Annotated in this window: 17 protein-coding genes; 12 read left to right on the top strand and 5 right to left on the bottom strand. The window is 67.5% G+C overall.

The window, feature by feature from the left end; all coding sequences use genetic code 11:
- The first annotated feature begins 74 nt into the window (after window positions 1–74).
- The gene (locus EYF70_RS26390) at window positions 75–1,295 is read left to right on the top strand and encodes a helix-turn-helix domain-containing protein (protein WP_131148039.1); all 1,221 of its coding nucleotides are present in this window, start codon (window positions 75–77) and stop codon (window positions 1,293–1,295) included.
- A 49-nt stretch (window positions 1,296–1,344) separates the two neighbouring features.
- Window positions 1,345–2,028, top strand: coding sequence for a Vgb family protein (locus EYF70_RS26385; RefSeq protein WP_131148038.1), 684 nt, complete (start codon window positions 1,345–1,347; stop codon window positions 2,026–2,028).
- Window positions 2,029–2,166: 138 nt separating this feature from the next.
- On the opposite strand, the gene EYF70_RS26380 is transcribed toward EYF70_RS26385, so the two are convergent.
- On the bottom strand, window positions 2,167–2,496 hold the full coding sequence (locus EYF70_RS26380; RefSeq protein ID WP_131148037.1) for a hypothetical protein: 330 nt from the start codon (window positions 2,494–2,496) through the stop codon (window positions 2,167–2,169).
- Between the two features lie 65 nt (window positions 2,497–2,561).
- On the opposite strand from EYF70_RS26380, the gene EYF70_RS26375 reads away from it, so the two are divergent.
- A complete protein-coding gene (locus EYF70_RS26375) occupies window positions 2,562–4,988 on the top strand; it encodes a calcium-binding protein (RefSeq protein ID WP_131148036.1) in 2,427 nt (808 codons plus the stop codon).
- Window positions 4,989–5,037: 49 nt separating this feature from the next.
- Here the strand turns inward: EYF70_RS26375 and EYF70_RS26370 are convergent, their stop codons facing one another.
- A complete protein-coding gene (locus EYF70_RS26370) occupies window positions 5,038–6,261 on the bottom strand; it encodes a glycosyltransferase (RefSeq protein WP_131148035.1) in 1,224 nt (407 codons plus the stop codon).
- Entirely contained in the window at window positions 6,262–6,831 is a 570-nt protein-coding gene (locus EYF70_RS26365; RefSeq protein WP_131148034.1) for a nuclear transport factor 2 family protein, read from the bottom strand.
- 182 nt (window positions 6,832–7,013) lie between these two features.
- Between EYF70_RS26365 and EYF70_RS26360 the strand changes: the two genes are divergently transcribed.
- The 4 genes from EYF70_RS26360 (at window position 7,014) to EYF70_RS26345 (ending at window position 12,139) form a co-directional block, all read left to right on the top strand.
- A complete protein-coding gene (locus EYF70_RS26360; protein ID WP_131148033.1) occupies window positions 7,014–8,768 on the top strand; it encodes an NYN domain-containing protein in 1,755 nt (584 codons plus the stop codon).
- A 139-nt stretch (window positions 8,769–8,907) separates the two neighbouring features.
- On the top strand, window positions 8,908–9,759 hold the full coding sequence (locus EYF70_RS26355) for an MOSC domain-containing protein (protein WP_131148032.1): 852 nt from the start codon (window positions 8,908–8,910) through the stop codon (window positions 9,757–9,759).
- A gap of 10 nt (window positions 9,760–9,769) precedes the next feature.
- Entirely contained in the window at window positions 9,770–10,885 is a 1,116-nt protein-coding gene (locus EYF70_RS26350) for a GGDEF domain-containing protein (RefSeq protein ID WP_131148031.1), read from the top strand.
- A 144-nt stretch (window positions 10,886–11,029) separates the two neighbouring features.
- Window positions 11,030–12,139 carry a TonB family protein gene (locus tag EYF70_RS26345; RefSeq protein ID WP_229420573.1) on the top strand — a complete coding sequence of 370 codons (1,110 nt, stop codon included), beginning with the start codon at window positions 11,030–11,032 and terminating at the stop codon, window positions 12,137–12,139.
- On the opposite strand, the gene EYF70_RS26340 is transcribed toward EYF70_RS26345, so the two are convergent.
- Together EYF70_RS26340 and EYF70_RS26335 are read right to left on the bottom strand one after the other, a co-directional pair.
- Window positions 12,114–12,443, bottom strand: coding sequence for a YnfA family protein (locus tag EYF70_RS26340; protein WP_131148029.1), 330 nt, complete (start codon window positions 12,441–12,443; stop codon window positions 12,114–12,116). The genes EYF70_RS26345 and EYF70_RS26340 overlap by 26 nt on opposite strands.
- 13 nt (window positions 12,444–12,456) lie before the next feature.
- Entirely contained in the window at window positions 12,457–14,430 is a 1,974-nt protein-coding gene (locus EYF70_RS26335) for a monovalent cation:proton antiporter family protein (protein ID WP_131148028.1), read from the bottom strand.
- 110 nt (window positions 14,431–14,540) lie between these two features.
- Between EYF70_RS26335 and EYF70_RS26330 the strand changes: the two genes are divergently transcribed.
- From EYF70_RS26330 to lptB, 5 genes are all read left to right on the top strand, one after another.
- Window positions 14,541–15,563 (top strand): KpsF/GutQ family sugar-phosphate isomerase, encoded by a 1,023-nt coding sequence (locus EYF70_RS26330; RefSeq protein WP_371861682.1) that lies wholly within the window; start codon window positions 14,541–14,543, stop codon window positions 15,561–15,563.
- Window positions 15,563–16,102, top strand: a complete 540-nt coding sequence (locus EYF70_RS26325) for a KdsC family phosphatase (RefSeq protein ID WP_131148026.1) — start codon at window positions 15,563–15,565, stop codon at window positions 16,100–16,102. The genes EYF70_RS26330 and EYF70_RS26325 overlap by 1 nt, the downstream gene beginning before the upstream one ends.
- Before the next feature lie 239 nt (window positions 16,103–16,341).
- Window positions 16,342–16,935: an LPS export ABC transporter periplasmic protein LptC gene (gene lptC / locus EYF70_RS26320; protein ID WP_229420572.1), complete on the top strand. Its 594-nt coding sequence runs from the start codon at window positions 16,342–16,344 to the stop codon at window positions 16,933–16,935.
- 4 nt (window positions 16,936–16,939) lie between these two features.
- Window positions 16,940–17,590: a lipopolysaccharide transport periplasmic protein LptA gene (gene lptA / locus EYF70_RS26315; protein WP_307722081.1), complete on the top strand. Its 651-nt coding sequence runs from the start codon at window positions 16,940–16,942 to the stop codon at window positions 17,588–17,590.
- On the top strand, window positions 17,591–18,352 hold the full coding sequence (gene lptB, locus EYF70_RS26310) for an LPS export ABC transporter ATP-binding protein (RefSeq protein WP_131148025.1): 762 nt from the start codon (window positions 17,591–17,593) through the stop codon (window positions 18,350–18,352).
- The last annotated feature ends 20 nt before the right edge of the window (window positions 18,353–18,372 follow it).

The raw sequence follows: 18,372 nt of genomic DNA, 5'->3' as shown, positions 1-18,372 counted from the left end.
CGATGGGCGGCCCGGGCAACCGGGCCGCCCTTTGTTTTTCCCGGGGCTGCCGGCGGCTGGTGTAGCCTGTCGCCATGGATTCCCTGATCTCCGCCGCGGCGCGCGCGCTGGCCGCCGGCGACCCGCTGGCGGCATTGAACCGGATCGCACTGCGTGGCGACCCGCCGGCACTCGCGCTCCGCGGCATTGCCATGGCCCAGATGGGCGAGCACCCGCGCGCGCGCGAACTGCTGCGCAGCGCCGCGCGCGGGTTCGGCGCCCACGAAGCGGTGGCGCGTGCCCGCTGCCTGGTGGCGGAAGCCGAAGTGGCGCTGGCCATGCGCGACATCGGCGGGTCGCCACGGCCGCTGGCGCTGGCCGCCGCCACCCTGGAGGCGCATGGCGACCATGCCAACGCAGCGCAGGCACGGCTGGTGGAAGCGCGCCGCCTGCTGCTGCTGGGGCGCCTGGCCGAGGCGGAAGGAGCGCTGGCGCGACTCGATACGCGCGGCTTGCCGCCGGTGCTGGCGGCCATCGCCGCGTTGAGCGCGGCCGAACTGGCGCTGCGTGCGCTGCGTATCGCCGCGGCGCGCGACGCCCTGCGGGGAGCACACGCGGCGGCCTCCGATGCCGGCATACCGGTCTTGCTGGCCGAGGTGGAGGAAGCGTGCCGGGCGCTCGACCGTCCCGCCGCCCGCCGCGTCGCCAACGGCGGTGCGCAAGTGCTGCGGCTCGGCGAAGTGGCGGACTTGCTAGCGTCGGATACGCTGGTGATCGATGCCTGCCGCCGTGGCCTCGGCGCCGGCGGCACGTGGCTGCCGCTGGCGCGCCGGCCGATATTGTTCGCACTCGCGCGGGCGCTTGCCGAAGCCTGGCCCGGCGATGCCAGCCGGGAGGCGTTGATCGCGCGCGCCTTCCGCATGCGGCATGCCGACGAGACCCACCGGGCACGCCTGCGGGTCGAGATCGGCCGGCTGCGCGCGCTGGCTTCGCCGCTGGCGGACATCGACGCCACCGCGCAGGGCTTCGCGTTGCGGCCCCGCGGCGCGCGCGGCGTGGTCCTGCTGGAGCCGCCCATCGATGGCGACGGCGCGGCGCTGGTGGCACTGCTGGCCGATGGCGTGCCCTGGTCCACCTCCGCGCTGGCGCTGGCGCTGGATGCCAGCCAGCGCAGCGTCCAGCGCGCGCTGGCCGGGCTCGAAGCCGGCGGGCAGGTGCGCGCGGTGGGCGGTGGCCGGTCACGCCGCTGGCTGGCACCGCCGCTGACGGCATTCACGACGATCTTGTTACTCCCCGCCGGGCTGCCGATTCGCTAGAGTGGTTTCACGGCGCCCGGCGCGGCGCTCTTTCCTCAAGGAGTCATCCATGAACGACATCCCCAACAAACAGCACGTGGAGGCCGGCAGCCAGGCCGCCGACATCGTCCGCGAGTACGGCCCGTTCGCCGGCGCGACCACGATCCATGGCGTGACGCACGATGGCACGCAGGTGTGGGCCGCCACCGGCGCCAGCCTGCTGGCCTTCGATCCCGAAAGTGGCGCGGTGACACGCTCGCTCGACCGCACGGGCGACGCCGGCACGGCCTTCGACGGCACATACCTGTACCAGATCGCCGGCACGCGGATCGACAAGATCGATCCCGCCAGCGGCGCGGTCGTGGCGTCGATCCCGGCGCCCGGCAGCGGCAGCGATTCGGGAATGGCCTGGGCCGACGGCAGCCTGTGGGTGGGCCAGTACCGTGACCGCAAGATCCACCAGGTCGATCCCGACAGCGGTGCGATCCGCCGCACCATCGAGAGCAGCCGCTTCGTCACCGGCGTGACCTGGGTCGACGGCGAACTATGGCATGGCACCTGGGAAGGCGAGGCCAGCGACATCCGCCGTATCGACCCGCACAGCGGGGCCGTGCTGGAACGGCTCGACATGCCGCCCGGTACCGGCGTGAGCGGCCTCGAATCCGATGGCGGCGACCTGTTCTACTGCGGCGGCGGGGCGAGCGGCAAGGTGCGCGCCGTGCGGCGGCCGATGGCGAAGGGGGCGGGCACTTAGCCCCGCTGAGGAAAGACCGCGTTCGACGCTGGTCAGATAAAGCCTACCCCAGATGCAAATTTCGGGGTCAGGGAGGAATACTGGCTCGCAGGCCAGTATCGCTACGTCGGCAAGGAGCGATGCTCCTTGAAACCCCGACTACGCCCCGCCGGGGTGAAGCAGGGGTTTCGCGAAGCATGCTTCGCGCCTGCGGAACGGTGCTGGCATGCAGGCCAGCACTCCCTCCTGACCCCAGCCTTTCGCTGCTGGGGTGAACGCATGCGCTTTCAAATTGTTCAGTTCACATTCATGTGTCGGACACCGGTTTTCGCCAGCATGCCGGAATTGTTCACACAAAAAACCGGTGTCCGACACCATGAACCCGGTGTCCGACACCAGATCGCCGCCATCGACTGCATCGCACTTGCCGACGTCACCCAGCCCACCACACAAAATGGTTCGGTTCGACAGCTTGTTCCAGGCCATCATCCGCGGCAAGCCTCTCTGTACGCTCTCCATTCCCCAAACGCGGCATCAATGGAAGGAGTGCGGACATGGCAATATTGAACGACATCGCAAGTGGCACGGGCGGGCTGGCGCGGATCACCGGCACCGTGCGCGACGACGTACTGGCTGGCACCAACGGCAATGACACGCTGGATGGCCTGGAAGGCGACGACACGATGCGGGGCGGGCTGGGCGACGACGAGTACCACGCGGATGCCGCCGGCGACGCGATCGAGGAGATCGCCGGCGGCGGCATCGACAGGGTACATGCCACATCGGGCCGCTACAAATTGCCGGCCAACGTGGAGGCACTGCGGTATGAAGGTGGCGGATCGTTCACCGGCATCGGCAACGCGCTGGACAACTCCCTCGCCAGCGGCAGTGGCGACGACCGGCTGGAAGGCGGGGGGGGCGACGACCACCTGGCGGCCGGCGCCGGCGACGACACGATGATGGGCGGCGCGGGCAACGACGCCATCGTCGCGGGCTCCGGCAACGACGTGTTCGACGGCGGCACGGGTATCGACACCGTGCATGCGATGGCGGCGCGGGAAAGCTATACGATCCGCCGGGCCGGCAGCGACGGCCTGGTATTCACCTGGCGAAACGACGGCGGCGGTGGCGGCAGCCAGACGCTCCTGGTGCAGAACGTGGAGTATTTCGGCATGGCCGGCAAGGTCCATTCGCTGGCCGAGCTGCTGGCCGGACTGCCGCCGGACGGCAGCGACAGCATTGCCGGCACCGCGGGCAGCGACTGGATCGATGGCTTCGATGGCATCGACACGCTGGCCGGTGGCGCGGGCAACGATACCTACCTGGTGCGCAACGCCGGCACCGCGGTGGTCGAACTGGCCGGTGGCGGCATCGACACGGCACTGGTCGCCTATGCGGGCAAGGCCTGGCAACTGGCCGGTTTCGTCGAGCACGGCGTCGCCGTCGAGGGCAAGCTCGCCGTGTCCATCGACGGCAACGCGCTGGCCAATGCACTGACCGGCAACGCCGGCGCCAATGTACTGGCGGGCGGCGCCGGCAATGACACGCTCGATGGCGGCAAGGGCAGCGATGTGCTGGCCGGCGGCAGCGGCGACGACATCTATTACGTGGACGCGGCCGGCGACATGGTCACGGAGCAGGCGGGCGATGGCACGGACACCGTGGTCACGACGCTGGCGAAGATCACGCTGGCGGTGAATGTCGAGAACGCGGCTTGCGCGGGTACCTCGTCGTTCACGGCCACCGGCAATGCCCTCGACAACGTGATCACCGGTGGGGCGGCCGACAACAGGGCCGATGGCGGTGCCGGTACCGATACGTTCGTGGTGAGCGGTGCCTTCGCCGACTACACGAGCGAGCGCCCCAACGCGGCCGATGTGGTGCTGGAAAACGGCACGCAGACGATCACGCTGAAAAACTTCGAACAGGTGCGGTTCAGCGATGGCGTGAAGACGATGGCCGAGATCTTCTTCAACGTGGCCTCGAGCGCCAACGATACGCTGGTCGGCACCAATGGCAACGATACGATGGATGGCCTGGCCGGCGCGGACCAGGCCAGGGGCCTGAAGGGCAACGATACCTACCACGTCGACCATGCCGGCGACACGGTCGTCGAACTGGCCGGCGAGGGGCACGACATCGTCAATGTCGCGATCAAGGCCAAGGTCACCTGGACCCTGGGCGCGCACGTCGAAGACGCCACGATCACCTCGGCCTCGGCCGTCAACATCGCCGGCAACGCCGCGAACAACCGGCTCACCGGCAACGGCGCCGCGAACGTGCTGGCGGGCGGCGACGGCAACGATATCCTGGTGGGTGGCAAGGGCAGCGACACGCTCGACGGCGGCACCGGCGACGATTTCTACATCGTGGACACGGCCAGGGACCAGGTCGTGGAGGGGACGAACGGCGGCTACGACATCGTCGAGACCACGGCCTCGAAGCATGTGCTGTCGGCCAATGTCGAGCAATTGCGCTTCACCGGAACGGGCGCTTCCACCGGCGTCGGCAATGAGCTGGACAACGTCATCATCGGCGGCGCCGGCAACGACAAGCTCACCGGTGGCGCCGGCAGGGATACGTTCGTGATCGGCATCGGCCACGATGCGATCGCCGACTTCGCCAGCGGCGGCGACCGGCTGTCGATCGACTGCGTGGTCGGCAATGGCGATACGGTGGTCGACGGTGCCGCCAGGGTGGCCGGACCCGGCGGCTTTTCGGCCGAGGCCGAGCTGGTGATCTTCACCCACAACGCCACGAGCCTGACGGCGGCCGGTGCGGCCAAGGCCATCGGCAGCGCGGGCGGGGCGTACGCCGCCGGCGACACGGCCCTGTTCACGCTGCACAGCGGCAGCACCACCGCCGTGTACCTGTTCACCAGCAGTGGCGCCGATGCGCTGGTCAGCGCGGTAGAGCTGGAGCAGCTCGCCACGCTGACCGGCGTGAGCACGGCCAGCGCGGGGGACTTCCTGTTCGCCTGACGGGTGAAGTTCAAAGCTCGAAGGTCGACGCTTGGTGCCTGACGCCGGCTCAACCCAGCACGAAGCGTTTCTGCGCCGGCAGGCAATGCCGGTGCAGGTCGTAGCCATCGACGATGGCTTGGCGTGCCGCGGTGCGCAGGTGGACCAGGCTGCCGCGCTGTTCCAGCGCGCCGGCGATGGTCGCCGCCAGCGCCTCGTGGTCGAAGAAATCCGTCAACAGGCCATTGCGGCCGTGCTCGATCACTTCTTCCAGCGGCGCGGTGCGCGAGCCGACGATCAGGCAGCCGGTGCTCATCGCTTCCATCAGCGACCAGGACAGCACGAACGGGTAGGTGAGGTAGGTGTACACGGCCGATACCTGCATCAGCTGCGTCAGCAGCGCGTGCGGCACGCGGCCGACGAAGTGCACGCGGCTCATGTCCAGGCGCGGCATCACCTCGTCGCGGAAGATGCCTTTCCATGTCTTGCCCTGCGGCGCGGCGGCACCGTAGCTGACGCCGTCGCCGCCGACGATGATCACCCGTGCATTGGGCCGCAGCCGCTGCAGCAAGGGCAGCGCGCGCATGAAGATATGGTAGCCGCGGTAGGGTTCCAGCTGGCGCGAGACGAACGTCACCACCTCGTCGCCCGGCCGTAGCGTCACGCCGGCGCCGCTCAGCGATACGGTGGCCCGCGCATCGGGGCGGAAGCGGTCGGTATCGATGCCGTCATGGATCACGCTGATGCGGTCGCGGAACCAGGCGGGATGGCGGTCGGCCTGGAACACCGTCGGCGACAGGCCGGCATCGGCCACCGACATGGCGTGCAGCAGGTGGGTGTTGCGCAGCCGCAGCCGCTGCAGGCTGGCCAGGTCGGGCGGAGCCGAAAATTCCGGGTCGAAATGCGAATCGCCGCCTTCGGCCCCGTAATAGTATTCGGTATAGATCAGCAGGCGGGCGCGCGGGAAGACGTCCTTCACATACAGGGCTTCGCCCCACCCCGGGTGTGCGAACACGATATCCGGCGTGAAGCCTTCCTTCTTGAGGCTGTGCAGCGCCGCGGCGGCCGATTCGCCGCGCAGCACCTTGCTGTACAGGTCCTTCAGCTGCGGGGCCTGCTGCCGCGCTTCCGCCGGCACGCGCGCCTGGTGCACGAAATAACGCACGCCGGGCAGGCGGTCGGCCTGCCCGGCCATGCCCAGCGCCAGCACTTCGTGGCCTTCTGCGGCCAGCGCGGGCGCCAGGTGGCGGAACTGGCCGGGGAAATTCTGGTGAATGAAGAGGATGCGCGCCACTTACTTTGCCTGCTCCTTGTCCTTGGTCGTGTTGTTGTTCGTGTCCTTGCCTGCCACGCCGCCTTTGCCGCCGCCTTTTCCTTCGAACTCGGCGATCGCCTTGCTGAAGCCGCCGACCAGCGCGTTCGGCACCGCCAGCGACAGCTGGTAGTGCTCGACCAGGAAGCCGCCGCCGGTATTGCGCAGCACGCCACTGGCCTGGCACGTGCCCATCTGCGTGTCCAGCTGCTCGTCGAACCACACATAGCGGCGGTCGGACGAGAAATACACATTACGCTTTTGCGCCGTGAACGCCCACGCCTTCCTGGCCTCGAAGTGCGGCCGGGCCCAGGCCTTGAACTGGTCGCGCGTCCAGACTTCGCTCTTGTCGGTGCCGATGTACACACCGTTCGGGGCGATCTTGTCGAAGTAGGCCGGCCGTGCGTGGGCCGCATCGTCGTGCCAGCCGTCGACGAAGGCATTGACCTGCCGCGTGAACTCCGCGGCATCCGGCAGCTGCGCGTGCGCGGGTGCTGCGAACAGCACGACGGTGGCTGCCGCGGCGGCGAAAGTGGTGGCCAGGGACCTCATCGACTCCTCCTGTCGGGCGAAACCGGGAGGATACCTCAGCGGCGCGGCGCCTGCCATTTCGCTTGCCATTTCCGTAACACGGCGCGGCAGGGACCCGCCTTGGCCGCGCCGTCTTGTAAGCGGCGCGGCCGGGCGCGATGCTGCCTGTATAATCGGCGGCTTCACTGCTACCCAAGAGAGTCATGGCTTCATCCAACGATAATGTCAGCATGGCGCTGTTCTGCGACTTCGAGAACGTCGCACTCGGCGTGCGCGACGCGAACTACGAGAAATTCGATATCAAGCCCGTGCTGGAACGCCTGCTGCTCAAGGGTAGCATCGTGGTCAAGAAGGCTTACTGCGACTGGGATCGCTACAAGGGCTTCAAGGGCCCGATGCACGAAGCGAACTTCGAGCTGATCGAGATCCCCCACGTGCGCATCTCCGGCAAGAACTCGGCCGATATCCGCATGGTCGTCGACGCGCTGGACCTGTGCTACACGAAGGCCCACGTCAACACCTTCGTCATCATTTCCGGCGATTCCGACTTTTCGCCGCTGGTCTCCAAGCTGCGCGAGAACAACAAGAAGGTCATCGGCGTGGGGGTCAAGGATTCCACCTCCGACCTGCTGGTGGCCAACTGCGACGAATTCATCTTCTACGACGACCTGGTTCGCGAGAGCCGCCGCCAGCGCCGCGACGTGCGCGACCAGCAGCAGCCGAAGCGCTCGCCGGAAGAAGAAAAGAAGAAGCGCGAAGAATCGGAGCGCCGCCGTGTCGAGGCCCTGGACATCGCCTACGAAACCTTCGATGCCCTGATCGCCGAGCGTGGCGACAGCGGCAAGATTTGGGCCTCGGTGCTGAAGGAAGCGATCAAGCGCCGCAAGCCCGATTTCAACGAGGCTTACTACGGCTTCCGCACCTTCGGCAACCTGCTGGAAGAAATGAAGGCGCGCGGCCTGCTCGAATTCGGCCGCGACGAGAAATCCGGCGCGTATGTCTATCGCAGCAGCCTGGCGCCGACGCCGGTGCAGGCGGCCGACGCTGGCGATGCCGAAACGGCGAGCGAAGCGGTGGTGGCAACGCCGGAAGCGGCCGAGTCCCAGGACAAGCGCGAAGGCCGGCGTGGCCGCGGCAACCGTGGCGGCCGCAATCGCCGCGGCGGTGCGCCGGAAGTCGCGGAAGCCCCGGCACATGCCGGCCCGTGGGGTGCGCAGGGCGACGCCCAGTCGGAAGCGCGCGGCGAGCTGGCGGATGATGCTGCCGGTGAGGACTCGCGCGAGTACGCCAGCGAGGACAATCAGGACGACAATCTGGACGCCGATGAGGCGGTCAATGAGCTGGCCGAAGACCTTGGCGAGGAAATCGACGACGGTGCCGACCTGGATACGGAAGAAGTGGCGGTAGCGCTTGAAACGGCCGCCGCCGATTACGCGAGCGAACTGGCGTCGGCCGAGCAGGCGCTGGAAGAAATGGCCCGCGAGGTCCGGGAAACGCGCCGCGCCCGCGCCGCCGCGCAAGTGACGACCGCCGAACAGGCGGCCCGCGCGCTTGCCGCGCTTCATGCTGAAACTGAGGCGGAAACCGAGGCGGAAACCGGGGCCGAAACCGCGGCCGTGCCGGAAGTGCAGGCCGAGGCCGAAGCACCGGCCGAGGAGCCGGCCGAGGCCGCGCCGGCCAAGCGTACCCGCACCAGTGCGCGCAAGCAGGCGGCCGCGAAGAAGACCACCAGGGGCGGCAAGGCCAAGGCCGGCGCCGAGCCCGCACCTGCGCCGCAGGCCGAGCCGGAGCCGATCCCCGCACCGGAACCGGTAGCGGAAGAAGGCGCCGCGCCGCTGGAGCCGGCCGAACCGGCGCCTGACGAGGCACCGCCGCCCGCCAAAAAGCCGCGCACGCCTTCGCGCAGCAGGCTGCCGCGCAAGCCGAAGAGCAAGCCCGAGGAAGGTTCCGAAGGCTGATCGGGAGTGACGGAGCATCGGCGCCCGCCGGTGTTCCGTCTCGGCGTCCAGCCGATGCTTCATTGCCTTGTCTATGGCAATTTACTGCCGGTCGCTTTGCTGCCATACTGCGCGTCAGAAGAACTCATGGCGGCTGTCGATGGCGATCCTGTCTGAAATCACCCTGTATCCGATCAAGTCCTGCGGCGGCATCGCGCTGCGCACGGCAACGCTGACGCGCGCGGGCCTGATGTCCGAGCAGATCTACGACCGCGAATGGATGGTCGTGGATGCCGCCGGCATGTGCCTGACCCAGCGCGAGCATCCGAAGATGGCGCTGATCGCGCCGCGCCTCAAGCTCGATACGCTGGAACTGCGCGCGCCCGGCATGCTGCGCCTGGAAATCCCGCTCGGCCTGCCCGACCCCGATAACGCCCCCACGCTGTCCGTGCAGGTATGGGACGACACGCTGCAAGCCTATGACTGCGACGCGCTGACGGCCGCCTGGTTCAGCAACTACCTGGGCGTGCCATGCCGGCTGGTGCGCTTCCATCCGGACGCGCTGCGCGTGGCCAACCCGAAATGGACGGGCGGCGTGGAAGCGCCCACGCTGTTCTCCGACGGCTACCCGGTGCTCGTCATCGGCGCAGAATCGCTGCGCGACCTGAATGGCCGGCTGGAAGGCGCGGGCCGCGCGCCGTTGCCGATGAACCGCTTCCGCCCGAACCTCGTCATCGACGGCATCGGTCCCTACGAGGAAGACTATGTCGACACGTTCCGTGCCGGCGGCGCGGTGCTGAAACCCGTCAAGCCTTGCCCGCGCTGCCCGATCCCGTCGATCGACCAGGCCACCGGCGAGTTCGGCCCCGATCCGCTGGACATCCTGCAAGGCTACCGCGCCAAGCCGGAAGTCGATGGCGGCATCTGCTTCGGCATGAACAACATCCTGCTCGAGGGCGACGGCGAATCCGTGCGCGTGGGCCAGGAAGTGGACGTGGAACTGGCCTTCTGAGCCGCCGCCGATGAGCGATTCCAACGAAGACCTGGCCGCGGAAAACCGCGCGCTGCGCGCCCGCATGGCCTGGATGCTGGAGCAGGCCGAGCGCAACCACGACATCATGATGCGGCACCAGGCGTTCGACCTGGAAATCGTCGGCGCCACCAGCTTCCCCGAGCTGATCGGCAGCATCTTCAGCACGCTCCCCGTGATTTCGGAACTGGACAGCGTGACGCTGTCGCTGGTCGACGAGGGCGACGATATCCGTACCGTGATGGAGCGGCTGGGCGTCGACTTCGCCGCGTTCCCGGACCTGCTGTTCGCCGCCGGCATCGGCCAGCTCGATCTCGGCGGCGAGCCGAAGCCGCTGCTCGGCGCCTACGATGCACGGCGCGATGCGCGGCGCTTCCCGCACGCCGCGCCGCCATTGCAGAGCGTGGCCATCGTGCCGCTGCTGCGCAACCGTCGCGTGATCGGCACCCTGAACCTGGGCAGCCGCGATCCCACCCGCTTCACGCCCAGCCTGGGCACCGACTTCGTCGAGCACATGGCATCGATCATCGCGATCTGCCTGGAAAACGTGATCAGCAACGAGATGCTGAAGTACATCGGGCTGACCGATTCACTGACGGGCGTGTACAACCGCCGCTACCTGGACCGGCGCCTGCTGGAGGAAATCGCGCGGGCGCGGCGCCAGCGCTACGACCTGTCGTTCATGTACATCGACATCGACCATTTCAAGCGCATCAACGATACGCTGGGCCACCAGGGCGGCGACGAGGTGCTGCGCGAGGTGGCCGGCCGCATCAAGCGCGAACTGCGCCTGTCGGACGCGCTGGCCCGCTTCGGCGGCGAGGAATTCGTCGTGCTGCTGATCGATGCGGACCTGGACAGCGCCGCCTTCGTGGCCGAGCGCATCCGCGCCGGCATCTCGGCGGCGATGATCGACCTGGATGGCGGCGTGAAGGTGTCCGTCACCGGCTCGATCGGCGTGGCTTGCCTGGAGAGTACCGACGAGACGGGCGCCACGGGTGTCGCCGCCGATGTCGTGGCGCGGGAACTGATCGCCCATGCCGACGAGGCGCTGTACCAGGCCAAGGCGGGCGGGCGCAATCGCGTGATCCGGTACAGCGGGCAATGAGGTGCCTCCGGTAGCGCCCCGGCCTCCGCTTTAGCGATACAAACTATTGTTTTGCAAGTAAAAAAGGGTCTTCTGGGCAGGCCTCGCCGGCGCTAATATGGCGTTCGTCGCCAACCGCAGCACCGAGCCATGCACGGAGAATCCATGCACCCGACCCGCCTCGCCCGCACGTCCCTGTCCTCGTCCCTATTGCTCGTCACTGCGGCGCTGTGCGCCACGTCCGCGCTTGCCGCCACCACGCCGGCCGTCGTGGATTTCCGCACCTGTGCGAAACCGGAGTGGCCGAAGGAGGCCTTGCGCAAGGAGCAGCAGGGCAAGGTCACGCTGGCCTACCGGATCGATGAAAGCGGCGCCGTGACCGATTCGAAGATCGTCCAGTCCAGCGGCTTTCCCATGCTGGACATGGCCGCGCGCGACGGCATCGTCAAATGCCGCTTCACGCCGTCGACGCGGGATGGCAAGCCGCAGGCGGCCTGGATGAAGATGCAGTACGTGTGGACGCTGCAAAGGACGCCGGCCGACCCCGCGGTCGTGGCGCAGCGCTTCGAGGCCGACCGCGAGGCGGCGGAGGGCGGCGATGCCGCGGCTGCACTCCGGGTGGCGCAGCGTTACCTCACCGCCACGGACGGCTCCCGCGATCCCGAAAAGGGGACCTGGTGGCTGCGCAAGGCGGCCGACGGTGGCAACGCCGAGGCGATGGAATTGCTGGCGGGGCTGCTGTTCCAGGGGACCAGCATGGCGCAGGACAAGGAGGATGCGGTCCGCTGGCTCGAACAGGCCGCGGAGCAGGGCCGCGCCAATGCGCAGGCGATCCTGGGCGTGCTGCTGCTCAGCGGGAATGGCGTCACGCTGGACGAGGGCGCAGGGGAGGAATGGCTGGTCAAGGCGGCGCAGCAGGAGCATCCGCAGGCGCAGGCGCAACTTGCGGCGCTGCGCATGCGGCGCGGCAGCGTGGATGCCGACTCGATCGCGATGCTCGAGCGTGCCGCGGGGCGCAACGATCCTCTGGCCCACGTGGTCCTGGCGCGCTGCTACCGGCAGGGCACCGGCGTCGGGCAGGACCAGGCCAAGGCCTTCGCACTGTACGCCAGGGCGGCGGCCAGCGGCAACGCCGAAGCGCGGCGCGCGCTGGCGGACCTGTATGACAAGGGCATCGGCCTGCCGGAAGACAGGCTGGCCGCCGCCACGGTGCTCGGGCGTTCCGGCGCAGCGAAGGCTGGCCGCGAGGCTAGCCGCGCGGCTGCAGGGCAATGACGGCCATGCCGCCCAGCGCGAGGGCGGCACCCAGGCCATCCCAGCGGGTCAGCGCGATGCCGTCGACGAAGCGCAGCCACAGCAGGGCCACCGCGATGTACATGCCGCCATATGCCGCATAGGTGCGCCCGGCGGCCGTGGGGTGCAAGGTAAGCAGCCACGCAAACAGGGCCAGGGAAGCGGCGGCCGGTATCAGCAGCCACGCCGAACGGCCATTCTTCAGCACCAGCCAGGGCAGGTAGCAGCCGGCGATCTCGGCCAGCGCCGTGACGGCGAACAGCAGCGACAGGCGCAGCATCTCCATGCCTGCCGCGCCCCTATCCGAGCAGGATATGTTCGGCGCGCGCCACCGCCTGCGCATTGCCGCGCAGGACCACCACGTCGCCCGCTTCCAGCACCATGTCCGCGCCGGCGTCGAGCCGCTCGCGGCCGCGCCGGATCGCCATCACTTCGGCGCCTTCGACATCGAGTTCGCCCACCGTGCGGCCGACGCAGTTCGACGCCTCCGTCAGCGTCACCGTATGCAGGCGCGCCGTTTCCGCATCGTCGCCGACGTCGCTGATGCCGTGGAAGTAGCCGCGCAGCGAGGCGTAGCGTTCCTCGCGCGCGGCCTGCACGCGGTGCACCACCTTGCGCAGCGGCACGCCGAGCATGACCAGCGCGTGCGAGGCCAGCATCAGGCTGCCCTCCATCAGTTCCGGCACCACCTCGGCGGCGCCGGCCGCCTTCAGGCGATCGAGGTCGGAGTCGTCGTGGCTGCGCACGATCACCGGCAGCGTGGGCGCCATCTCGTGCACCAGGTGCAGCACCTTCAGCGCCGATGGCGTGCTGGCATAGGTGATCACCAGCGCGCTGGCGCGGTAGATGCCGGCCGCCACCAGGCTTTCGCGCCGCGCCGCATCGCCATAGGACACGCTGGCACCCGCTGAACGGGCTTCCTGCACGCGGGTGGGATCGAGGTCGAGCGCGTGATAGGCGATGCCTTCTTCCTGCAGCAGCGTGGCCAGGCTCTGGCCGCTGCGGCCGAAGCCGGCCACGATCACGTGCTGTTGCGTGGCCATCGTGCGCGCCGCGATCTGGGTGAGGTTCAGCGATTGCATCATCCATTCGTTGCTGGAGAATTTCAGCACCAGCTTGTCCGATTGCTCGATCAGGAACGGCGCAGCCAGCATCGACAGCACCATCGACGCCAGCACCACCTGGATCACGAAGGGATCGACCAGCTCCATGCCGCCGGCCACGTTCAGCAGTACGAAGCCGAACTCGCCGGCCTGCGCCAGGGCCAGGCCGGTGCGCATCGACACGCCGTCCGAAGAGCCGAACAGTTTCGCCAGGCCGGCGATCAGGGCGAACTTCAGCAGCACGGGGAAGACCAGCAGCGCCAGCACGAGCCACCAGTTGTCCAGCACCACGCGCACGTTCAGCAGCATGCCGATGGTGATGAAGAACAGGCCGAGCAGCACGTCGCGGAATGGCTTGATGTCTTCTTCCACCTGGTGCTTGTATTCGGTCTCGGAAATCAGCATGCCGGCCACGAAGGCGCCCAGCGCCATCGACAGGCCGGCGCGCTCGGTGATCCAGGCCGCGCCCAGCGTCACCAGCAGCAGGTTCAGCATGAACAGCTCCTGCGAGCGGCGCTTGACCACCACCGTGAACCAGCCCCGCATCAGCTTCTGGCCGAAGAACAGCAGCAGCACCAGTACCAGCACGGCCTTCAGGGCCGCCCATCCCAGCGTGACCAACAGGTTGTCGGGGTCCTTGGCCAGCGCCGGGATCATGATCAGCAGCGGCACCACGGCGATATCCTGGAACAGCAGGATGCCGATGATCTTGCGGCCGTGTTCCGATTCCAGTTCCAGCCGCTCGGTGAGCATCTTGACGACGATGGCGGTGGAGGACATGGCCAGCGCGCCGCCCAGCGCGAAAGCGGCCTGCCAGGAGATGTGGATCGACGGCGGCAGCGCACGCGCGATCACCCAGCCAAAGGCGATGGTCGCAATGATGGTGAGCCCCACCTGCGCCATGCCGAGTCCGAAGACGTCGCTGCGCATCGATTTGAGCTTCGGCAGCGAGAATTCGAGGCCGATCGAGAACATCAGGAAGACCACGCCGAATTCGGCCAGCGCGTGGGTGGCATGGCTTTCCTCGGCCAGCCCCAGCGCGTTCGGGCCGATCAGGATGCCCACGGCCAGGTAGCCGAGCATGGGCGGCAGGTGCAGCATGCGGAAGGCGACCACGCCCAGCACCGCGCTGCCCAGCAGCAGGAGTGTCAGTTCAAGGGGGGAGAACACGGACGTGCTCCGGGAATGGCCGGTGGGGGAAGCGCGAAATGCTACGGTCGGGGGGAGTTTGTAACATCTGGCAAGTTTTTTGCTTTCCCAATTCGGCTATACTTTCGGCCATGAGTGTAACCCATGAAAAAACAATGCTGAAAGCTTTTGATGCAACGACCGCACGCCGCGCGCTGGAGCTGGCGCGCGAAGCCCTGCAAATCGAGGCGGATGCGCTGACCGCGCTGCATGCCCGCCTGGCAACGGATGAGAGCGTTGGGAAAGCCGTCTCGCTGCTGCTGAACTGCAAGGGACGCGTGGTTGTGTCCGGCATCGGCAAGTCCGGCCACATCGGGCGCAAGATCGCCGCCACGCTGGCCTCCACCGGCACCCCGGCGCTGTTCGTGCATCCGGCCGAGGCGGCGCATGGCGACCTGGGCATGGTGACGCCGGACGACGCGTTCATCGCCATCTCGTATTCCGGTGAAAGCAGCGAGCTGATGGCCATCCTGCCGGTGGTCAAGCGCATGGGCGGCACGGTGATCTCGATGACGGGCAAGCCGGAGTCGAGCCTGGCGAAACTGGCGGACGTGCACCTGGACGTTTCCGTGGCGAAGGAAGCCTGCCCGATGAACCTGGCACCGACGGCGTCGACCACCGTCACGCTGGCGCTGGGCGATGCGATCGCCGTGGCGCTGCTGGACCTGCGCGGCTTCAAGGAAGAGGACTTTGCCCGCTCGCATCCGGGCGGCGCGCTGGGCCGCCGCCTGCTGACCCACGTGCGCGATGTCATGCGCCAGGGCGATGCGATTCCCGCCGTGGCGGCCGATACCCGTTTGCCGGATGCGCTGATGCAGATCACGCAGAAGGGCATGGGCATGACGGCCGTGGTCGATGCACAATACCGGCCGGTGGGCGTGTTCACCGACGGCGACCTGCGCCGCATGATCGACAAGGTGCAGGATTTCGGCAAGGTCGTCATCGGCGACGTGATGCATGCCGATCCGCGTACCATCGGGCCGGAAAAACTGGCCGTCGACGCGGTGGCCATCATGGAAGAGTACCGCATCAACCAGATGCTGGTGGTCGACGACGATGGCAAGCTGGTCGGCGCGCTGCACATCCATGACCTGACCCGCGCAAAGGTGATCTGATGAGTATTCCTGTCAACGTGGCCAACCTCGAACGGGCAGCGAAGGTCAAGCTGTTCATTTTCGACGTCGACGGCGTGCTGACCGATGGCGGCCTGCACTACGGTGCCGAGGGCGAAGCGTTCAAGACCTTCAACGTGCAGGATGGCCTGGGCATCAAGCTGCTGCAGGAATCGGGCGTGCTGACGGGGATCATCAGTGCGCGGCGTTCGCCGCAGGTGGTGGCCCGCGCCAGGGACCTGGCGATCGAATTCGTGCACCAGGGCGGGCACGACAAGCTCACGCCGTTCAAGGCGCTGCTGGAGCAGCTGAACCTTACCGAGGAGCAGGTGGCGTTCATCGGCGACGACGTGGTCGACATCCCGATCCTCTCGCGCGCCGGTTTCGCGGTGGCGGTGCCGAATGCGCGGCCGGAAGTGCTGTCGCGGGTCCATCACGTGACCGAACACCGCGGCGGCCACGGCGCGGTGCGCGAAATCTGCGAATTCGTGATGCGCGCCCAGGGCAGCTACGACCGCGTGATGGCCCAGTTTCTCGGGTGAGAAGTGAGGCAGGGGATACGGGCCCGGGAAGCGCAATGTTGTTCGGGTAAGCCCACCCCAGGTGCAAATTCCGGGGTCAGACCCGGCGGGTCTGACCCCAGCCCTTCGCTGTTGGGGTGAATGCATGCGCTTTCGATGAGTCAGGTACGCTTGATCCAACGGCGGTGGGGCAGAGAAGCAGGCCTTGAAGACGGGTCTGATGAATGGACATGAAATGACAGGAAGATAACGGAGAAGCCATGCGCAACCAGCGAACCGCACACCGCTACCGGCTGTCGATCGGCATGATACTCGCGCTGCTCGGCGCGCTGGGCTCGTTCTGGCTGCTCGAGCTGATGAACCGGGCCGGCGAGGACATGGCCGCCGGCATCAAGGTCGACGAGCCGGACAACATCGTCGAGCGCTTTTCCTACGTGCGCATGACGGAAACCGGCCAGCCCAGCTACATCATTTCGGGCGACAGGCTGACGCACCGTCCGTCCGACGACTCGTCGGAGATCGACAATCCCGTGGTGCGCAGCCTGTCGGGCGACAAGCCGCCGATGGATATCCGTGCCCGGCATGCCCGGGTCGACCAGGACAACACACGCGTCACGCTGACGAAGGACGTGGACATCCACCGTGCCGCGTCGCCCACCACGCGCGACATGCACATGGTTACCGAGAAGCTGGTCATCTACCCGGAGGAAGACCGCATGGAAACCGACCTGCCGGTGCGCATGGAAAGCGGCGGCGCCACCGCCACCGGCATCGGCATGCAGGCCAACAATGCCACGCGCCAGGTGCAACTGGGCCGCGGCACCATCGTGTATCCGCCGCGGGCGCGACAATAACCAGATGAACATCGAAATGAACATCGAGATGAACATCGAGACGAACAGCGTACAGGAATCGAAGATGAAGAAACTCATGATGGCGGCCCTCGTGCTGCTGGGCGCGGCGGGCTATGCCGCCGCCGAGAAGGCCGATTCGTACAAGCCTACCGAGATCAATTACGGCCGCCTCGACGCGGACGACGTCAAGCAGGTGTACACCTTCACCGGCGACGTGACGCTGACGCGCGGCACGCTGCGGATGAAGGCCGACAAGGCCGTGGTCACCTATTCGCCGGAGGGCTACCAGCTGGCCACGCTGACCGGCGGCGGCAAGAAGGTCGCGTTCCGCCAGAAGCGCGACGGCGAGGGCGACCAGTGGATGGAAGGCGAGGCCGACCGCATCGAATACGATGAAAAGGCCGAGCTGGTGAAGATGTATTCGAAGGCCAAGATCCGCCGCCTGGAAGGCAACAAGCCGAGCGACGAGGTGGAAGGCGAATTCATTTCGTACGACAGCCGCCGCGAGTTCTTCAGCGTGCGCAATACCAGCACCGGGGCCGACAAGCCGGGTGCCGGCCGCGGCACGATGGTGATCCAGCCCAAGCGTACCGCGCCGCCAAGCCCGGCGCCTTCCGCCACCCAATCGCCGGCCGCGCCGGCAGCGGGGAATTAAATGGCGCAGGCGCAGGAAAATTGCAGCAGCACGCTGATCGTGCGCGGCCTGCAAAAGAGCTATGGCAAGCGCCAGGTGGTGCATGACGTGTCGTTGCAGGTGGCATGCGGCGAAGTGGTCGGCCTGCTGGGGCCGAACGGTGCCGGCAAGACCACGTCGTTCTACATGATCGTGGGCCTGGTGGCGTCCGATGCCGGCACCATCGACCTCGATGGCACCGACATTTCCACCCTGCCGATCCACAAGCGTGCCACCCTCGGCCTGTCGTACCTGCCGCAGGAAGCGTCGGTGTTCCGCAAGCTGACCGTGGAAGAAAACATCCGTGCCGTGCTGGAGATCCAGAAGGTAAACGGCAAGGCGCTCACCAGGGCGGAGATCGACGAGCGGCTGAACGCGCTGCTGGCCGACCTGCAGATCGAGAAGCTGCGCGAGAACACGGCGCTGTCGCTGTCCGGCGGTGAACGGCGCCGGGTGGAGATCGCCCGCGCGCTGGCGACCAATCCCCGCTTCGTGCTGCTGGACGAGCCGTTTGCCGGCGTCGACCCGATCGCCGTCATCGAGATCCAGCGCATCGTGCGCTTCCTGAAGGAGCGCAGCATCGGCGTGTTGATCACGGATCATAACGTGCGGGAAACGCTGGGCATCTGCGACCGGGCGTATATCATCAACCAGGGCAGTGTGCTGGCTTCCGGCCGGCCCGACGACATCATCGCCGACGAGTCCGTACGTCGTGTCTATCTGGGTGAACATTTCCGCATGTGAGCGGCCTTGACCAGACCTCA

It is taken from the genome of Pseudoduganella albidiflava (genome assembly GCF_004322755.1).
GTDB classification, from domain to species: domain Bacteria; phylum Pseudomonadota; class Gammaproteobacteria; order Burkholderiales; family Burkholderiaceae_D; genus Rugamonas; species Rugamonas albidiflava.
The sequence above is the reverse complement of the archived record's forward strand: the minus strand, read 5'-3'. Positions and strand labels throughout refer to the sequence as shown.

What these genes read in the sequence shown, in the direction of transcription:
- EYF70_RS26390 (WP_131148039.1), top strand. Translation starts at nt 75, where the DNA reads ATGGATTCCCTGATCTCCGCCGCGGCGCGCGCGCTGGCCGCCGGCGAC.
- EYF70_RS26385 (WP_131148038.1), top strand. Translation starts at nt 1,345, where the DNA reads ATGAACGACATCCCCAACAAACAGCACGTGGAGGCCGGCAGCCAGGCC.
- EYF70_RS26380 (WP_131148037.1), bottom strand. Translation starts at nt 2,496, where the DNA reads ATGATGGCCTGGAACAAGCTGTCGAACCGAACCATTTTGTGTGGTGGG.
- EYF70_RS26375 (WP_131148036.1), top strand. Translation starts at nt 2,562, where the DNA reads ATGGCAATATTGAACGACATCGCAAGTGGCACGGGCGGGCTGGCGCGG.
- EYF70_RS26365 (WP_131148034.1), bottom strand. Translation starts at nt 6,831, where the DNA reads ATGAGGTCCCTGGCCACCACTTTCGCCGCCGCGGCAGCCACCGTCGTG.
- EYF70_RS26360 (WP_131148033.1), top strand. Translation starts at nt 7,014, where the DNA reads ATGGCTTCATCCAACGATAATGTCAGCATGGCGCTGTTCTGCGACTTC.
- EYF70_RS26355 (WP_131148032.1), top strand. Translation starts at nt 8,908, where the DNA reads ATGGCGATCCTGTCTGAAATCACCCTGTATCCGATCAAGTCCTGCGGC.
- EYF70_RS26350 (WP_131148031.1), top strand. Translation starts at nt 9,770, where the DNA reads ATGAGCGATTCCAACGAAGACCTGGCCGCGGAAAACCGCGCGCTGCGC.
- EYF70_RS26345 (WP_229420573.1), top strand. Translation starts at nt 11,030, where the DNA reads ATGCACCCGACCCGCCTCGCCCGCACGTCCCTGTCCTCGTCCCTATTG.
- EYF70_RS26340 (WP_131148029.1), bottom strand. Translation starts at nt 12,443, where the DNA reads ATGGAGATGCTGCGCCTGTCGCTGCTGTTCGCCGTCACGGCGCTGGCC.
- EYF70_RS26330 (WP_371861682.1), top strand. Translation starts at nt 14,541, where the DNA reads ATGAGTGTAACCCATGAAAAAACAATGCTGAAAGCTTTTGATGCAACG.
- EYF70_RS26325 (WP_131148026.1), top strand. Translation starts at nt 15,563, where the DNA reads ATGAGTATTCCTGTCAACGTGGCCAACCTCGAACGGGCAGCGAAGGTC.
- lptC (WP_229420572.1), top strand. Translation starts at nt 16,342, where the DNA reads ATGCGCAACCAGCGAACCGCACACCGCTACCGGCTGTCGATCGGCATG.
- lptA (WP_307722081.1), top strand. Translation starts at nt 16,940, where the DNA reads ATGAACATCGAAATGAACATCGAGATGAACATCGAGACGAACAGCGTA.
- lptB (WP_131148025.1), top strand. Translation starts at nt 17,591, where the DNA reads ATGGCGCAGGCGCAGGAAAATTGCAGCAGCACGCTGATCGTGCGCGGC.